Here is a 16126-nt window from a genome sequence, read left to right as displayed (position 1 = left end):
AGCAAAAACCAATACAGCAAAGGGTACGCAGCGTACCCTACTTTTTTACAATCACCCCATCAGCACTTTATTTTGCCGGTAAAGGATCCAAAAGTTGCAGCAAGCGGCTGATAAACTGCATTTTGCTTTCGGTGTCGGCGAACGTTTGGGTAAACCGTAGTTTATCGACACCGTCAAACTTATAGCATTGGCTTTGCGTTTGGATCAGTTCAATGAACTTTTCGGTATTGATATTGGGTTGCGGGCTAAAAATCAGACGCCCGCCTGCCGCGTTGGCTTCAATTTTTTTGATGCCCATCGATTCGGCCTGTTGTTTCAATTGCGCGATACTGAACAAGGTTTTCACAGGCTCCGGCAACAAGCCAAAACGATCCACCATTTCCACCTGTAACTCATGCAACTCTTCAGGGCTGTCGGCGCTGGAGATACGCTTGTACAACACCAAACGGGCGTGGATGTCGGGCAAATAATCTTCGGGGATCAGTGCAGCCGCTTGCAAATCGACTTCCGGGCCGCGATCCATGGGTGTATCCAACTCCGGTTGCTTGCCGGACTTTAACGCCGCCACGGCACGTTCCAGCAGCTCTGTGTAAAGCGTAAAACCAATTTCTTGGATTTGTCCGCTTTGTTCGTCACCTAACAACTCGCCCGCACCGCGAATTTCCAAGTCGTGTGACGACAACATAAAGCCTGCGCCCAAATCGCCAGAAGCTTCCACCGCCTCCAAACGTTTGACGGCATCTTTGCTCAACGCCGATTTATGCGGCACGACAAAATAAGCATACGCACGATGATGCGAACGCCCTACCCTGCCGCGCAGCTGGTGCAATTGCGCCAAGCCCAGTTTGTCGGCGCGGTTGATGATGATGGTGTTGGCACTGGGAATGTCGATGCCGCTTTCGATAATGGTGGAACACAACAGCAGGTTAAAGCGCTGGTGGTAAAAATCGAGCATGATGCGTTCCAGCTCGCGTTCCGGCATTTGCCCGTGCGCCATTTCAATACGCGCTTCGGGAACGAGCTTAGCCAAATCTTCCGCCATTTTGCCCATGCTTTTGACATCGTTATGCAAGAAAAACAACTGGCCGCCACGACGGATTTCGCGCAGACAGGCTTCTTTAATATCGGCATCGACCCATTCGCTGATGAAGGTTTTAATGGCGTGGCGGTTGGGCGGCGGGCTGGCAATAATGGAAATGTCGCGCAAGCCGGACATTGCCATGTTCAACGTGCGCGGTATCGGTGTCGCGGTCAAGGTGAGCATGTCCACCTCATTGCGCAATTTTTTGAAATGCTCTTTTTGGGCGACCCCAAAGCGGTGTTCTTCGTCAATGATGACCAAGCCCAATTGCTTGTATTTGAGTTCCTTGGACAGCAATTTATGCGTGCCAATGACAATATCCACCTTGCCTTGCTCCAAGTCTTCGGTGGTTTGCTTTTGCTGTTTGGGGGAAACAAAGCGCGACATGACTTCGATGCGGAAAGGCCAATCGGCAAAACGGTCGCAAAAGTTTTGGTAATGTTGCTGCGCCAACAACGTGGTCGGCACCAAAACCGCCACTTGTTTGCCGCTTTGCACGGCGATAAAGGCCGCGCGCATGGACACTTCGGTTTTGCCAAAACCGACATCGCCGCAAATCACCCGGTCCATCGGTTGTGGGCAAGCCATATCGTCCAAAATGGCTTCGATAGCGGTTTGCTGGTCGGGCGTTTCCTCAAACGGGAAGGCATCGGCAAAGGCTTGGTAATCGGTATTTTCCACGGCGAAGGCATGGCCTTGTTTGGCGGCGCGTTTGGCGTGGATTTCCAGCAGTTCGGCGGCAACATCGTGGATGCGTTCAATGGCTTTTTTCTTGGCTTTGCTCCATTGGTCGCCGCCCAGTTTATGCAATGGTGCATTTTCGGGGCTGACACCGGTGTAGCGTCCGATGACATGCAGACTGGAAACCGGCACATAAAGCTTGTCGTTGTTGGCGTATTCCAGCATTAAAAATTCTGCATCGATGCCGCCAATTTGCAAGGTCTGCAAACCCATGTAGCGGCCTACGCCGTGTTCCTGATGCACAACCGGCGAACCGATGGTCAGCTCGTTCAAATTGTTGACGATATTTTCCAGCTCGCGCACTGCCGAACGTCGCCGCCTGCGCCGTTGCTGGACTTTTTCGCCGGACAACTGGCTTTCGGTGATGATGGCAATCGCCGGATTTGCCAAACACAAGCCGCTATCGACGTGCGCCACCAACATGCACGGCGAGGTTTCGGACTTTAAAAACGCCTGCCAAGTATCGACTTGTTTGACCCGAATTTTGTAGCCGCGCAATTTGCCGATCAAGGCTTCGCGGCGGCCTGCCGATTCGGCAATGAACAGCACTTTGCCTAAAAATTGCTCGGTAAATTGCCGCAAACGCTGCACCGGTTCGGTGAGTTTGGCGTCGATGGTGACATTGGGCAGCACTTGGCTGTGGAAATCGACCGCGTCGGCAACGGCGCTGGCGGACAATTGTATGCGGTCAAAGCTTTCCGCCTTGGTTTGCAAATCCGCCGCCGACAAGAACAATAATTCCGGCTTTAGCAGCGGCCTTTCTGAATCGTATTTGCGTTGCAAAAAGCGGTCTTCCGCCTCGCTGTAAAACACCTGCGCTTGGCTGGCGAAGCTTTCCGGCACCACCAACACGGCGTTGCCAGGCAGATAATCAAACAAGGTGGCGGTATGGCTGACAAACAGCGGCAGGTAATATTCAATGCCATTGGGCGCAATGCCTTTGCTGACATCGCCATACAAGGTGTTCTTAGCGGAGGTTTGCGGAAACATGTCCCGAAACGTTTGCCGGAACAGTTTGATGGATTCGTCGGTAAACGGAAATTCGCGGGCGGGGAACAGCTCAATTTTGTCGATCTTTTCTAGCGAACGTTGTGATTCGGCATCGAATGTACGGATGGATTCCACCTCATCATCAAACAGCTCAATACGGAACGGCACTTTGCTGCCCATGGGGAACAAATCGACAATCGCCCCACGCACGGCAAATTCACCGTGTTGGTAAACTTGGCTGACGCATTGGTAACCCACGCTTTCCAACTTGATGCGGTTCAGTTCCAAATTAAAATCATCGCCCACGGCAATGGCAAAGCTGTTCGCCAAGACATGTTCCCTGGGTGCCAACCGGTGCATCAAGGTGGTCAGCGACACCACCAACGCGCCGCGCTTGGTTTGCGGCAACAGTGCCATCGTCCGTAAACGTTCGGAAGTAATTTCGGGCAGCGGCGAGAAGACATCGTAGGGTAAGGTTTCCCAATCGGGGAAATGCAAAATCGGCTGGCTGTTGCCGAGGAAAAACGCCAGTTCATGTTCCAAGCGCAAAGCGGTCGGATTATCGGCGGTGACAATCACCAGCAAGCGCTTTTCTTGCTTGATGGCAGAGGCCAAGGCCAACGCATCGGCACAGCCGTGCAAGCCCGTCCAAATTAACGGTTGGCCTTGCTGGGCGGGAACAGGGGGGGAAAAAATCAGATTATCAGCCATTAGCGGAATGTCGGGCGGTGAGCAAGATAGGTTTGGGTTAAACCGCAGAATTATACCTGAGTTTAAACGCCGACTTCAGAACCGCCAAATGGATGTTGCCCAGCAAGAAAGCCCAACTGCCATCGGCATGGATTGTGCCAATGGCAGTCGCTGCGAGACAGGAGTCGAGTAGTCCCCAGAAGCGATAGTGCTTGTGTTTTCACGAAGCGTTTTTTGCGTAGTGAAAATGCAGGCTGTCCGAAATCGCGTCGAGTCATTGCGGTAACGATGTCGCCTATCCCCTTGTTGGGTAGGCAGACGAGAGAAGCAGGACGGCTGGGGCAGCCGAAGGCAAGAGCGGTCGCGTGATTTTTGCTGATTGACCGGCACGGAGGCCGAAGCAATCTTTCGCAAAAATAGCGACTCCCTGCCAAAGCCTTTTGCCAAGCAGAACTAACTAGCTATTTTGAATGACAATATTGGGAAATTTACCACTAAAGTCTTTGGTCTTTAAAGCCAGCTTGGCGGCGGTTTTACGGGCAATGCTTTTGTAAATCTGCGCGGCACGTCCATCAGGGTCAGCCACGACCGTGGGTTTGCCCAAGTCGGCATCTTGGCGGATGTTGATGTCCAGCGGCAATGCCCCTAAAAATTCGACGCGGTTGGCATCCGCCATCGCCGCACCGCCACCCGTACCGAAAATGGCTTCTTCGTGACCGCATTGCGAGCAAATATGCAGGCTCATGTTTTCAACAATGCCCAACACCGGCACGTTGACTTTGCCGAACATCGCCAAGCCGCGCTGTGCGTCTATCAGGGCGATGTCTTGCGGAGTGGTGACGATAATCGCGCCGCTGACCGGAATCTGCTGGGCTAAGGTCAATTGGATGTCGCCGGTGCCTGGCGGCAAATCGATAATCAAATAATCAATATCTGACCAATTGGTGTCACGCAGCAATTGTTGCAAAGCGTTGGTCACCATCGGCCCGCGCCAAATGACGGCTTGGTCGGCCTCGACCAGATAACCGATGGACATGGTTTGGATACCGTAGGCAATCTTGGGCATCATGGTTTTTTTGTCTTGGCTTTCGGGTAAGCCCGATAAACCCAACATGGTAGGAATGCTCGGCCCGTAAATATCGGCATCCAAAATGCCTACCGTCGCGCCTTCTGCAGCCAATGCCAAAGCAATATTGGCGGATGTGGTGGACTTGCCGACCCCGCCTTTGCCCGATGCGACGGCAATAATGTTTTTTATGTTCGGCAAAGGTCTTAAGGTCTGCTGCACGGCATGGGAAACAATTTTTACACTGACTTCAACCACCACGCTGCCAATGTCCGGCAAGGTTTTTAAATGCGCCGTCACCGCTGCCGCCAGCTCTTCAACATAACTTTTTGCCGGATAGCCCAACTCGATTTTTACGCTCACATCCGCGCCTTCTACCGAAATCGACTTGACCGATTTTGCCGACACCAAATCTTGTCCGTGATTGGGGTCGATAAACAGCTTTAAGTAGTTTTCCACTGTTTGTTTGTCGATGCTTGTCATTGAATGCTCCATAAAAATAGAAATCGGCTTAATCGAAGCAGGATATAAGGCATAGGCTGATATTTCAATAGAATTCATGCCGGACTGGCGGCTATGCGACGCCGATGGCCTGATCTAAGGAAGCCAAAAAAGATTGGCATTCAAGCAGGCTTGAAGGTATAAAGACACAACCAAGGATGCCGTCATTTGCACATCAAACAATCAATAAGCCTTTTATTTATAAGGTATAAACTCATGTTAAAGACATAAAAACCATCGCCGTTGGCGGCTTTGCCAGCCCTTATCTGCCAATGCTTGCTTGGCATTATGCATACAACGCTCAACTGACTGTTTAATCTAAATGAATAGTTTATACTGCCAAATTTTTTTGTTGCCGTTCTCCTATAAGCAAAGGATTTAACCATGCTAAAGAACCCTCGGATCATGATAGTTGATGACGTGGTGGTCAATATCCAAGTCGCCATGAACATCTTGAAAGAAGACCATTACGATTTTTCTTTTGCTATGAACGGCTCCGAAGCCCTCGAACTGATCGAGCAAGAACCTGAAGTATTCAGCCTGATTTTGCTGGATGTGATGATGCCCGGCATGGATGGTTTTGAAGTTTGCCAAATCTTAAAAAACAACCCCGCCACCGCCGACATCCCAGTTATTTTTCTAACCGCACGGGTGGATATTGATTCCATATCAAAAGGTTTTGCCGTGGGCGGGGTCGATTACATCACCAAGCCCTTCCATCCGGAAGAATTGTTGGTCAGGACAAAAAACCATATTGAACTGTTCCATGCCCGTTTATTGCTTAAACAACATTGTTTGGTATTGGAAACGAAAGTAAAGCATGAGCGGCACAAGCTGTTGTCGGAATTGGAAGAAAATCAAAAAGACATGATTTTTATGCTGACCGAACTCATGGAGTCCACATCCGATGAAACCGGCAAGCATATCAAAAGGCTATCGGAAATCGCCGCCTTGTTGGCCAAATATCACCCTAGCCTAAACGATGAAGACGTTGAAATCCTTTACCATGCCGCACCGATGCATGATATTGGCAAAATGATGGTGGCGCCTGAACTGCTCAACAAACCAGGCCGCTATACCGACGAAGAATTTGAAGCCATGAAAAGTCATGCCAACCACGGCTACGAATTGCTGAAAAATTCCGAACGCAAGCTGATAAAAGCGGCAGCCATCATTGCCCATGAACATCATGAAAAATGGAACGGTCAAGGCTACCCCAGAGGTTTAATCGGCACACAAATCCATATTTATGGACGCATTGTGGCCTTGGCGGATGTTTTTGATGCCTTAGCGCACTCGCGGCGTTATAAAGACGCTTGGCAAATTGATGACGTGGTCAACTACATTAAAGGTCTCAGCGGCATCCAGTTTGACCCTGAATTGGTCGCCATATTCCTGGAACATCTGGATGAGTTTATTGCCATCTGCTATTCCAAATAAGCATGCCAATCCCACCCCTCCACAAGGCCAATGTTTGGCATTTGACGCTACGGTACTGTTTTTGCGCGTGGCTCGCTTTGCTTATCAGCAGCCACCCTGCCCACGCAGAAGACGACTTATCGCCCGCCAACGCAACCATTAACGCTGTTCCTAGCTTAAGCCCGGAAGAATTGGCCTGGATTAAAGACCACCCGGTTATCCGCTACGGTGGCGAACAAGACTGGCCTCCGTACGACTTTGCTGACAATAAAGGCCAACACGATGGCTTAAGCAAAGACATGCTTGAACTGATTAGCCAACATACTGGCCTGAAATTCCAAGCGACATTAGGTGATTGGAACGATTTGCTCGACAAAATCCAACACCACGAAATTGACTTGCTGCCGGTCATTTTTTATTCCGAACAACGCAGCCGCTACCTGCGTTTTACGCAGCCCTATCAAGAAATGCTCAATTATTTCTTTGTCCACGAGGAATTGGCAGCACACAACCTGGAGGATTTGAACGGAAAAACCTTGGCTATCCCCAAGGATTATGTGTTTATCGATACCCTCCGCAAACACTTCCCAAAAATAAAAATTTTGGAAGTTAATAACCTGAAGACAGCCGTACAAAGCGTCATCGAACGCAAAGCCGATGTTTTGGTGGACACTTATGCCGTACTCAGTTACTGGCTCAAGCAAAACGCCATCACCACTATAAAACCCTTCAAAATACTGCCGCACCAAGAAACTATCAGCCTGCACATGGCGGTTGCCGAAGACCAAGTGCTGCTCGCCAGCATTTTGGACAAAACCCTAGCCAGCATACCAAGCCAAGAAAAGTGGCAAGTGGAAGAAAAGTGGCTGGCTTTAGACCCAAAACTGCGCGGGCAACGCGTTGTTTTAAGCCCGCAAGAACGTGAATGGCTGGACAAGCACCCCGTTATCCGTTTTGGCGGCGACCCTAATTGGCTGCCCTACGAAGCCTTCAATAAACAAGGCCAATACATCGGTATTGTTGCTGAATACTTGGCATTGATTGAAGAAAAGCTGGGTATTCACTTAGAAATAATCCGTAGTCAATCGTGGAGCGAAACCGTTGGTTTGCTCGAAAAAGGCCAGCTAGACGTAGTATCAGCTGGGCAAGGCAGCACTTTGCCAATAGGTTCACAGCTTAAATTCACCCAAAAATATCTCAACAGCCCGATCATCATCGTCATGCGCGCCGATGCCGACTATGTGGAAAACATCGAGCAAATCAAAAGCAAAAAACTGGCGGCGATCAAAGACTATGATGACGTGCATTTCCCCGGCATCCCCTTACTTTATGTCGACAACATCCCGGATGGATTAACCGCAGTGTCCACCGGCAAAATAGACGCCCTGTTTTGCACACTCGCGCAAGCCAGCTACCACATCACCGAACTGGGCATTAACAATGTCAGGATTGTTGGCAAAACCGACTTTAAAACCGAAGTGGGCTTTGGTATGCGCGAAGAATTTGCCCCGTTAGTACCCATTTTAAACAAAGCCCTCAACGCCATCAGCCAAAGCGAAAAGCAAAAAATATACGATGCGTGGAGCAAGGAAAAATTTACCGACACCACCAATTACCGGCTTATCACGCAAATTGTTGTCGGCTTTTTACTGACCTTGCTGATTATTCTGATGTGGATGCGCTTGCTTACCAAAGAAATCAAGCGGCGCAAACAAACCGAAGCCGAACTGACCGCCTTAAATGCCCGTTTTACCTTAGCTACCGAAGCCGTGGCGTTGGGCATTTGGGAATTGCAGTTGGGTGATCCTGCCGTTTTCATTGCCGATGACCGCACCTTGGAAATGTACGGGCAACCCAGAAAGGCACAAGTCACTTTTGAAAGCTGGCTAAGCCATATCCATGCCGATGACCACGCGCATATTTTTGCCGAGCTGAATACGGTAAAGCAACACGGCGGACGCGGACGTATTGAGTTCCGCAGCTACAAGCCCAATGGCGAAATCGTCCACATCTACAGCGGCTACCGGGCCATCACCAATGCCGACGGGGTCAGCAGCGTGATTGGCGTCAATTGGGATATTACCGAACAAAAAATGACCGCTTTGGCTTTGGAAACCGCCAAACAACAGGCCGAATACGCCAACCGCGCCAAATCGGAATTCCTTGCCAACATGAGCCATGAAATCCGCACGCCCATGAACGCCATTATTGGCTTTACCGAACTGCTCAACGAACAGATCCAAGACCCCAAACTCAAAACCTTTGCGCAAACTATCCAAGCGGCGGGCAACAACCTGCTCAGTTTGATTAACGACATTTTGGACTTGTCGAAAATTGAAGCCGGCAAAATGCGCATCGAAATGGCACCCACCAACCCGCACGATTTGTTCGAGGAATTGGGCAGCATTTTCATAATTAAAATGCGCGAAAAACGCTTGGATTTGCTCCTGGAAATCGACACCAACATCCCGCCATGCCTACTGATGGATGCGGTTCGGCTGCGGCAAATCCTGTTCAACCTGATCGGCAACGCCGTCAAATTTACCGACCAAGGCTTTATCCGCGTCAGCGCCAAAGCTTGTAATACCGACAAGGCCTTAAGCAAAACCGATCTGCTGATTACCGTCCAAGACACCGGCATTGGCATATCGGCAGACCAATTGCCCATCATTTTTCAAGATTTTGAACAATCACAAGGCCAAGACCACAAAAAATACGGCGGTACAGGCTTAGGTTTGGCAATCAGCAAACGGCTTACCGAAATGATGGGTGGCAGCATCAGCGTCAACAGCCAATTGGGCAAAGGCACCACCCTGACCGTCAAACTGACCGGGATTGCCGTTACGACCCCAAAAAATCCGCAACAAAAACCCCAAGACAACCCTCAAACCGCGCAATTTTTACCCGCCACCGTCTTGGTGGTTGACGATATAGCCAGCAACCGCGAGCTACTAAAAGCCAGCATTGCAACACAGCCCATTACCGTTATCGAAGCCGAAAATGGCTTGCAAGCCGTGACCTTGGCGAGCCAACACGCTTTTAACCTGATTTTGATGGATATTAGAATGCCGGTGATGGATGGGTACGAAGCCTGCGAAAAAATCAAAGCCATTGTCAATGTACCCATCATCGCCCTAACAGCATCCATTATGATGGAGGAATACCAGCAATTGAAAAACCACCATTTCGATGGTTACTTACAAAAACCGGTGCATAAAAAAGACCTTATCAATGAAATGCTGCGTTTTTTGGGTCACAAGCCACACCTCCATTTACCCGACGAAGCCCAACCCTTGCTGACCATCCCCCCTGAACAACAGCTATTGCTACCCAAACTGTTGGGGCAATTGGAAACCGCTTCGGCCCAATACCAGCTTTGCAGCAAAAGCAACAACATTTCAGAGCTGAAAAAGTTTGCCGACAAACTGCAATACCTGGTCGAAAGCTGCCCACTGCCGGTCATCACCGACTATATCGCGGAACTCCATCAACATATTGACGCGTTTGACATTATTGCCATTAAGCAAACCATCCATCGCTACCCTCATCTGATACAAGAACTGTCCAATTTGGCAGAATCCCAAGAACCGCCGGAAAAAGCCTTCGACAAGCACGCGTAGAACGATAACAAACTGATTCCCTAAGTATTAACCGCGACCCATACCCAGCATATTTAGCCCCCGTACACGAAAGTGATACAGCACGGGAAGACGGGCAAAAAGCCAACGCATCTCACCAATCAAGCCAACAATTTATGCGATAATGCCCGCATTTATCCGTACTTAAAGTGACACGCCGACTATGACAACCCGAAAAATCCTCGTAACCAGCGCCCTGCCCTATGCCAACGGCCCGATCCACTTAGGCCATTTGGTGGAATACATCCAAACCGACATTTGGGTGCGCTTCCAAAAGCAACGCGGACACCAATGCTACTACGTGTGCGCCGACGACACCCACGGCACGCCCATCATGCTCCGCGCCGACAAGGAAGGCATTACCCCGGAAACCTTGATTGGCAAAGTTTGGCAGCAACACAACGCGGATTTCCAAGAATTTGGCGTGGCCTTCGACAATTACCACAGTACCCATTCCGACGAAAACCGCGAATTGTCGGCGATGATCTACACCCAATTACGCGATGCCGGGCATATCAGCTCACGCACCATCACCCAAGCGTTTGACCCCGTCAAACAAATGTTTTTGCCCGACCGTTTCATCAAAGGCGACTGCCCCAAATGCGGCGCGACGGAACAATACGGCGACGGCTGCGAAGTCTGCGGTGCCACCTATTCGCCTACCGATTTAAAAAATGCCGTCTCGGCCTTATCGGGCGAAAAACCCATCGAAAAAGAATCGGTGCATTATTTCTTCGATCTGGCGAATTTTGCCGACATGTTGACTGCTTGGACTAACGCCGGACACTTGCAGGCCGAAGTCACCAATAAACTGGCGGAATGGCTGCAAGGTGGCCTGCAGCAATGGGACATTTCCCGCGATGCGCCGTATTTTGGCTTTGAAATCCCCGACGCACCGGGCAAATACTTCTACGTCTGGCTGGATGCGCCGATTGGTTACATGGCCAGTTTTAAAAATTTGTGCGCGAAAACCGGCCTTAATTTTGACGAATTTTGGGCTAAAGGCAGTGATGCCGAGCTGTACCATTTCATTGGCAAAGACATCATTTATTTCCACGCCCTGTTCTGGCCCGCCATGCTCAGCGGTGCGGGCTTACGCACGCCATCAGCCATTTTTGCACACGGCTTTTTAACCGTGAACGGCGAAAAAATGTCAAAATCGCGCGGCACCTTCATCACCGCCCGCACGTATCTGGAACATTTAAACCCCGAATACTTGCGCTACTACTTTGCCGCCAAGCTCAGCGGCGGTGTCGATGATATCGACTTGAACTTTGACGATTTCAGCCAACGCGTCAACTCCGATTTGGTGGGTAAAGTGGTCAATATCGCCAGCCGTTGCAGCGGCTTTATCGCCAAACGCTTTGCCAATGGCTTGTCTGCTGACTGCGCCGAACCGGCTTTATTTGACAGCTTTATCGCCGTCAACGAAACCGTTGCCGAGTTCTACGAAGCCCGCGAATACGGCAAAGCCATGCGCGAAATCATGGCCTTAGCGGACAAGGCCAACCAGTACATCGACGAGAAAAAACCTTGGCTGATCGCCAAAGAAGAAGGCCAAGACGCGCAATTGCAAGCGGTCTGCTCGATGGGCTTAAACTTGTTCCGCGTGTTGGCGGCGTATTTGAAACCGGTGATCCCAACCTTGGCAAGCGAAGCGGAAAGCTTCTTGAACATTGCCCCGCAAGGCTGGGTGGCAGGCATGCAACCCTTGCTGGCACATACCATCAACGACTTCAAACCACTGATGACGCGTGTCGATGCCGATAAAATCACCGCCATTGTTGAAGCCTCAAAAGAAAATTTGGAAAAAACCCCGACCGTTGCAACTAAAGCCACCGCCAAACCTGCTGCCGCCGTCGAAAAATCTGAAAAATCTGAAGGCTTTGAGCCGATTGCCGACACCATCGACTTTAACGATTTTGCCAAACTCGATTTACGTATCGCCAAAATCATCAAAGCCGATCACGTTGAAGGTTCGGACAAATTGCTGCAACTGACCGTTGATTTGGGCAATGAAACCCGCACGATTTTTTCCGGCATCAAATCCGCTTACCAACCCGAAGATTTGCAAGGCAAACTGACGTTAGTGATTGCCAATTTGGCACCGCGCAAAATGCGCTTTGGCATGTCTGAAGGCATGGTGCTGGCTGCAGGGCCTGGAGAAAAAGAAATCTTCCTGCTCAGCCCTGACACCGGTGCCGTTGCAGGCATGCGGGTTAAGTAAGGCCAAAACTGTTTTACATTAAAAACTTGTTATTGTTATCGCCACAACGGATTGATTGCCGTTGTGGCGTAACACCGTCTGTTTATTGAAAAAGACGCTCCGTTTCCATTTGCACCCGCTCCGAATCAACCCCTTCCTACCTTTTTACTGCAATCATCATATTTTCAGGAATTATTCTTGCCAAGATCAGGAATAGCGCCCGATGTTTCTTGCTCTGGATTATCAATAATAAGCATTTTTCAGGAACAATTGCTTATGAAGTCCTCCGTATCCGTTTTCGCCAGTTTTTTAATCTTTCCTCTGTTTGCCTTGGCTCATGGGCCAACACCACAAAAAGCCAAAGAAAGCATCACGATTAACGCCCCCGTCAGTATCGTATGGGATACCGTCAAATCCTTCGACGGCATCGCCAACTGGCATCCTGATGTAAAAAACAGTATCGGCGATGGTAAACACGAGTCCGGCGGCATACGCACCATCACACTGCAAAACGATGGGCAATTGGTTGAAGAATTGGATTTTTACAGTGATAAAGACCACGAATACAGTTACCGTCTGAAAACCGAAAACACCCAAGCCTTTCCGGCAAGTTCATATTCTGTGACCTTGCAAGTCACTCCAGGCAGTGATGCCGGCAACAGCACCGTGGTCTTGAAAAGTCGGTTTTATCGTGGCGACACCGGCAACACGCCACCGGAAAATTTAAATGACGAGGCGGCGGTCAAAGCAATGAATAGTTTTTTTAAGAAGGGTTTAGAAGGGTTGAAAGCTAAAGTCGAGAAATAACTCAGCTAAATCAGGGTGGGCAAACCGCATTGCCCACCAACTTCCCGTCAATTATTGCAACGAATCCTGAGCCTCAATCAAACCCTGTCTGCTCGCCAACAACGTCATTTCGGCAATCGTCGCCACCCCCAGCTTTTCCTTAATCGCCGTGCCGTGGTTACACACGGTTTTGTAGCTCAAACATAATTTCTCTGCCGCCTTATGCGTGGTATAGCCGTTTGCCAGCAAGCAAAACACATCAAATTCGCGCGGCGACAATAATTTTATCTTTTCCGCATCGTCCAAGCCTGAACTCATGGTAACAGCCAATTGCTGGGCAAGTTCAGGGTCAACATAAGTGCCGCCTTGGGCGATTTTGCCGACAGCTGTTATCAAAACTTCAGGATCGCTGTTTTTAGTAATGTAGCCTTTTGCACCGGCTTTTAAGGCGCGAGTGACATAAACCAATTCATTATGGATGCTAAAGACCAAAATTTTCGCTTGGGGATCGCGATTAATAAGGCGACGGATGGTTTCAAAACCACCAAAACCTGGCATCGACAAATCCAACACCACTAAATCAGGCGAATATTGGTTGTATATCTGACAAGCCGTTTCGCCACGGTCTGCTTCGTAAATCTGGCCGATGTTTTCCGATAAAGACAGATAGGTTTTATAGCCTGCCCTGACGACCGCGTGATCGTCGACTAACAAAACATTAATTTTTTGTGCCACCTTTTCCTCCTAGGCAAACGCCCATCATGCCGTGTTTACGTTATTTGGCCTATAGGAGGATTTCCTTTTTATATTGTTTTCCCAAGCTTGACCATCGCTGACATTTGTCGGCAGCCGTTCATTCAGGAATTTTTCATCCAGATTTATCGCTATTTTCCTTGTGTTTTTAAAGGCTTATTCCGTAACGACCACACCACCGACTCCCGTAATATGCACATCCAGCATAGCCATGTACGCCGGCAATACCTTTGCCAGATCAAGTAAGCCAAACACATCGACTGCCATCGTACATGGCTAAGCCCTAATGAATACTAAAAATAATTCTGGAGGAATCATGAGGATTTTGAAAATGGCCCGTTGTGTCGGACGTACTGCGTTGGCGACGGGCATTGCCTTGGCTTTGGCGCAACCTGCGCTCGCCAACAAAGAACTGGAAAAACTGTCGCGCCAAAACACCAACTGGGCGATGCAAACTAAAGATTACAGCGCAACGCATTTTAGCGAGCTGTACGACATCAATGTCACCAACGTCAAAAATCTGAAACCCGTTTGGTCATTTTCCACAGGCGTGTTGAACGGTCACGAAGGCGGCCCGCTGGTCATCAACGGCATCATGTATGTGCATACGCCTTATCCAAACAATATTTTCGCCATCGACTTGAACGAGCCGGGCAAAATCCTCTGGGAATACAAACCCAAACAAAACCCAGCCGCCCGCGCCGTGGCCTGTTGTGACGTGGTCAACCGGGGCTTGGCTTATGCACCGGAAGGTAACGGCTATCCAGCGACTATTTTCCAAAACCAATTGGACGGCCATATCGTCGCCTTGAATGCCAAAACCGGTGAACTGCTTTGGAAAATGGAAAACTCCGATATTGCCATGGGATCGACTTTAACCGTCGCGCCGTTTGTCGCTAAAGACAAGGTCATCGTTGGCAGTTCTGGTGCGGAATTGGGCGTGCGTGGTTATGCGACCGCCTACAACATCAAAGACGGCAAACAAGCCTGGCGCGTTTATGCCACCGGCCCTGATGAAGACATCAAATTGTCCAAAGATTTCAACAAAGCCAACCCACATTACGGGCAGTTTGGTTTGGGTCTGAAAACCTGGGAAGGCGACGCGTGGAAAATCGGCGGCGGCACCAACTGGGGTTGGTATGCCTTCGATCCTGATTTAGACATGCTCTATTACGGCTCAGGCAACCCCGCACCGTGGAACGAAACCATGCGCCCTGGCGACAACAAATGGACGATGACCATTTGGGGTCGTGACGTGAACACAGGCGAAGCTAAATTCGGTTACCAAAAAACCCCGCATGACGAATGGGACTACGCAGGCGTCAACTACATGGGCTTGTCCGAGCAAGTGGTGGACGGCAAAAAACGCAAACTGCTGACTCATCCTGACCGTAATGGTTTGGTGTACACGCTTGATAGAGAAAACGGCGATTTGATTAACGCTTTCAAAATTGACGACACCGTTAACTGGGTGAAAAAAGTCGATTTGAAAACGGGCTTACCCATCCGTGATCCTGAATATTCAACACACATGGATCACGAAGCCAAAGGCATTTGCCCATCGGCGATGGGTTACCACAACCAAGGTATCGAATCATACGACCCGGCGAAAAAACTGTTCTTCATGGGCATCAACCACATCTGTATGGATTGGGAACCGTTCATGCTGCCGTACCGCGCAGGCCAGTTCTTCGTCGGCGCGACTTTGAACATGTACCCCGGCCCGAAAGGCACTTTAGGTCAAGTCAAAGCCATGAACTCCGTCACTGGCGAATTTGAATGGGAAGTGAAAGAGAAATTCGCGGTCTGGGGCGGCACAACGGCTACCGCTGGCGATTTGGTGTTCTACGGCACGTTGGATGGTTACATCAAAGCCTTGAACTCGAAAACGGGCGAAGAGCTGTGGAAATTCAAACTGCCGTCTGGCGTTATCGGTCATCCGATCACTTATCTGCATAACGGCAAACAATATGTGGCGATTTATTACGGCGTAGGCGGCTGGCCTGGTGTTGGCTTGGTGTTTGACCTGAAAGACCCGACAGCAGGCTTAGGTGCAGTGGGTGCGTTTAAAGAATTGGCGCATTACACGCAAATGGGCGGCGGTGTGATGGTGTTTGCTCTGTAGTGCATGGCAAACATCGTTCCCACGCTCCGGCGTGGGAATGCCGCCTGTGACGTTCCAGCGCACCCTCAGGGGCATAAATCACGCAACGCCGGAGCGTTGCAAGATGAATTCCCATTTATGCCCTGCCGGG

At 49.9% G+C, this 16126-nt stretch carries 8 protein-coding genes; 5 read left to right on the top strand and 3 right to left on the bottom strand.

Annotation, left to right across the window (positions count from 1 at the left end; genetic code table 11):
- Positions 1 to 67: 67 nt before the first annotated feature.
- Both mfd and apbC read right to left on the bottom strand, forming a co-directional pair.
- On the bottom strand, positions 68 to 3523 hold the full coding sequence (mfd, locus tag ACYQ1O_RS07565) for a transcription-repair coupling factor (RefSeq protein ID WP_459991055.1): 3456 nt from the start codon (positions 3521 to 3523) through the stop codon (positions 68 to 70).
- A 436-nt stretch (positions 3524 to 3959) separates the two neighbouring features.
- Positions 3960 to 5051 (bottom strand): iron-sulfur cluster carrier protein ApbC, encoded by a 1092-nt coding sequence (apbC, locus tag ACYQ1O_RS07560; RefSeq protein WP_459991054.1) that lies wholly within the window; start codon positions 5049 to 5051, stop codon positions 3960 to 3962.
- 402 nt (positions 5052 to 5453) lie between these two features.
- On the opposite strand from apbC, the gene ACYQ1O_RS07555 reads away from it, so the two are divergent.
- The 4 genes from ACYQ1O_RS07555 (at position 5454) to ACYQ1O_RS07540 (ending at position 13139) form a co-directional block, all read left to right on the top strand.
- Positions 5454 to 6509: an HD domain-containing phosphohydrolase gene (locus ACYQ1O_RS07555; RefSeq protein ID WP_459991053.1), complete on the top strand. Its 1056-nt coding sequence runs from the start codon at positions 5454 to 5456 to the stop codon at positions 6507 to 6509.
- Between the two features lie 2 nt (positions 6510 to 6511).
- Positions 6512 to 10108 carry a transporter substrate-binding domain-containing protein gene (locus ACYQ1O_RS07550; RefSeq protein WP_459991052.1) on the top strand — a complete coding sequence of 1199 codons (3597 nt, stop codon included), beginning with the start codon at positions 6512 to 6514 and terminating at the stop codon, positions 10106 to 10108.
- Positions 10109 to 10289: 181 nt separating this feature from the next.
- Positions 10290 to 12353 (top strand): methionine--tRNA ligase, encoded by a 2064-nt coding sequence (gene metG, locus ACYQ1O_RS07545; RefSeq protein WP_459991051.1) that lies wholly within the window; start codon positions 10290 to 10292, stop codon positions 12351 to 12353.
- A 255-nt stretch (positions 12354 to 12608) separates the two neighbouring features.
- Positions 12609 to 13139, top strand: a complete 531-nt coding sequence (locus ACYQ1O_RS07540; protein WP_459991050.1) for an SRPBCC family protein — start codon at positions 12609 to 12611, stop codon at positions 13137 to 13139.
- A 51-nt stretch (positions 13140 to 13190) separates the two neighbouring features.
- On the opposite strand, the gene ACYQ1O_RS07535 is transcribed toward ACYQ1O_RS07540, so the two are convergent.
- On the bottom strand, positions 13191 to 13853 hold the full coding sequence (locus ACYQ1O_RS07535) for a response regulator (protein WP_459991049.1): 663 nt from the start codon (positions 13851 to 13853) through the stop codon (positions 13191 to 13193).
- Between the two features lie 334 nt (positions 13854 to 14187).
- Between ACYQ1O_RS07535 and ACYQ1O_RS07530 the strand changes: the two genes are divergently transcribed.
- Positions 14188 to 15996: a methanol/ethanol family PQQ-dependent dehydrogenase gene (locus ACYQ1O_RS07530; RefSeq protein ID WP_459991048.1), complete on the top strand. Its 1809-nt coding sequence runs from the start codon at positions 14188 to 14190 to the stop codon at positions 15994 to 15996.
- Positions 15997 to 16126: the final 130 nt, after the last annotated feature.

The organism is Methylosoma difficile (assembly GCF_054657615.1).
This window is presented reverse-complemented; position numbering and strand designations above follow the sequence as displayed.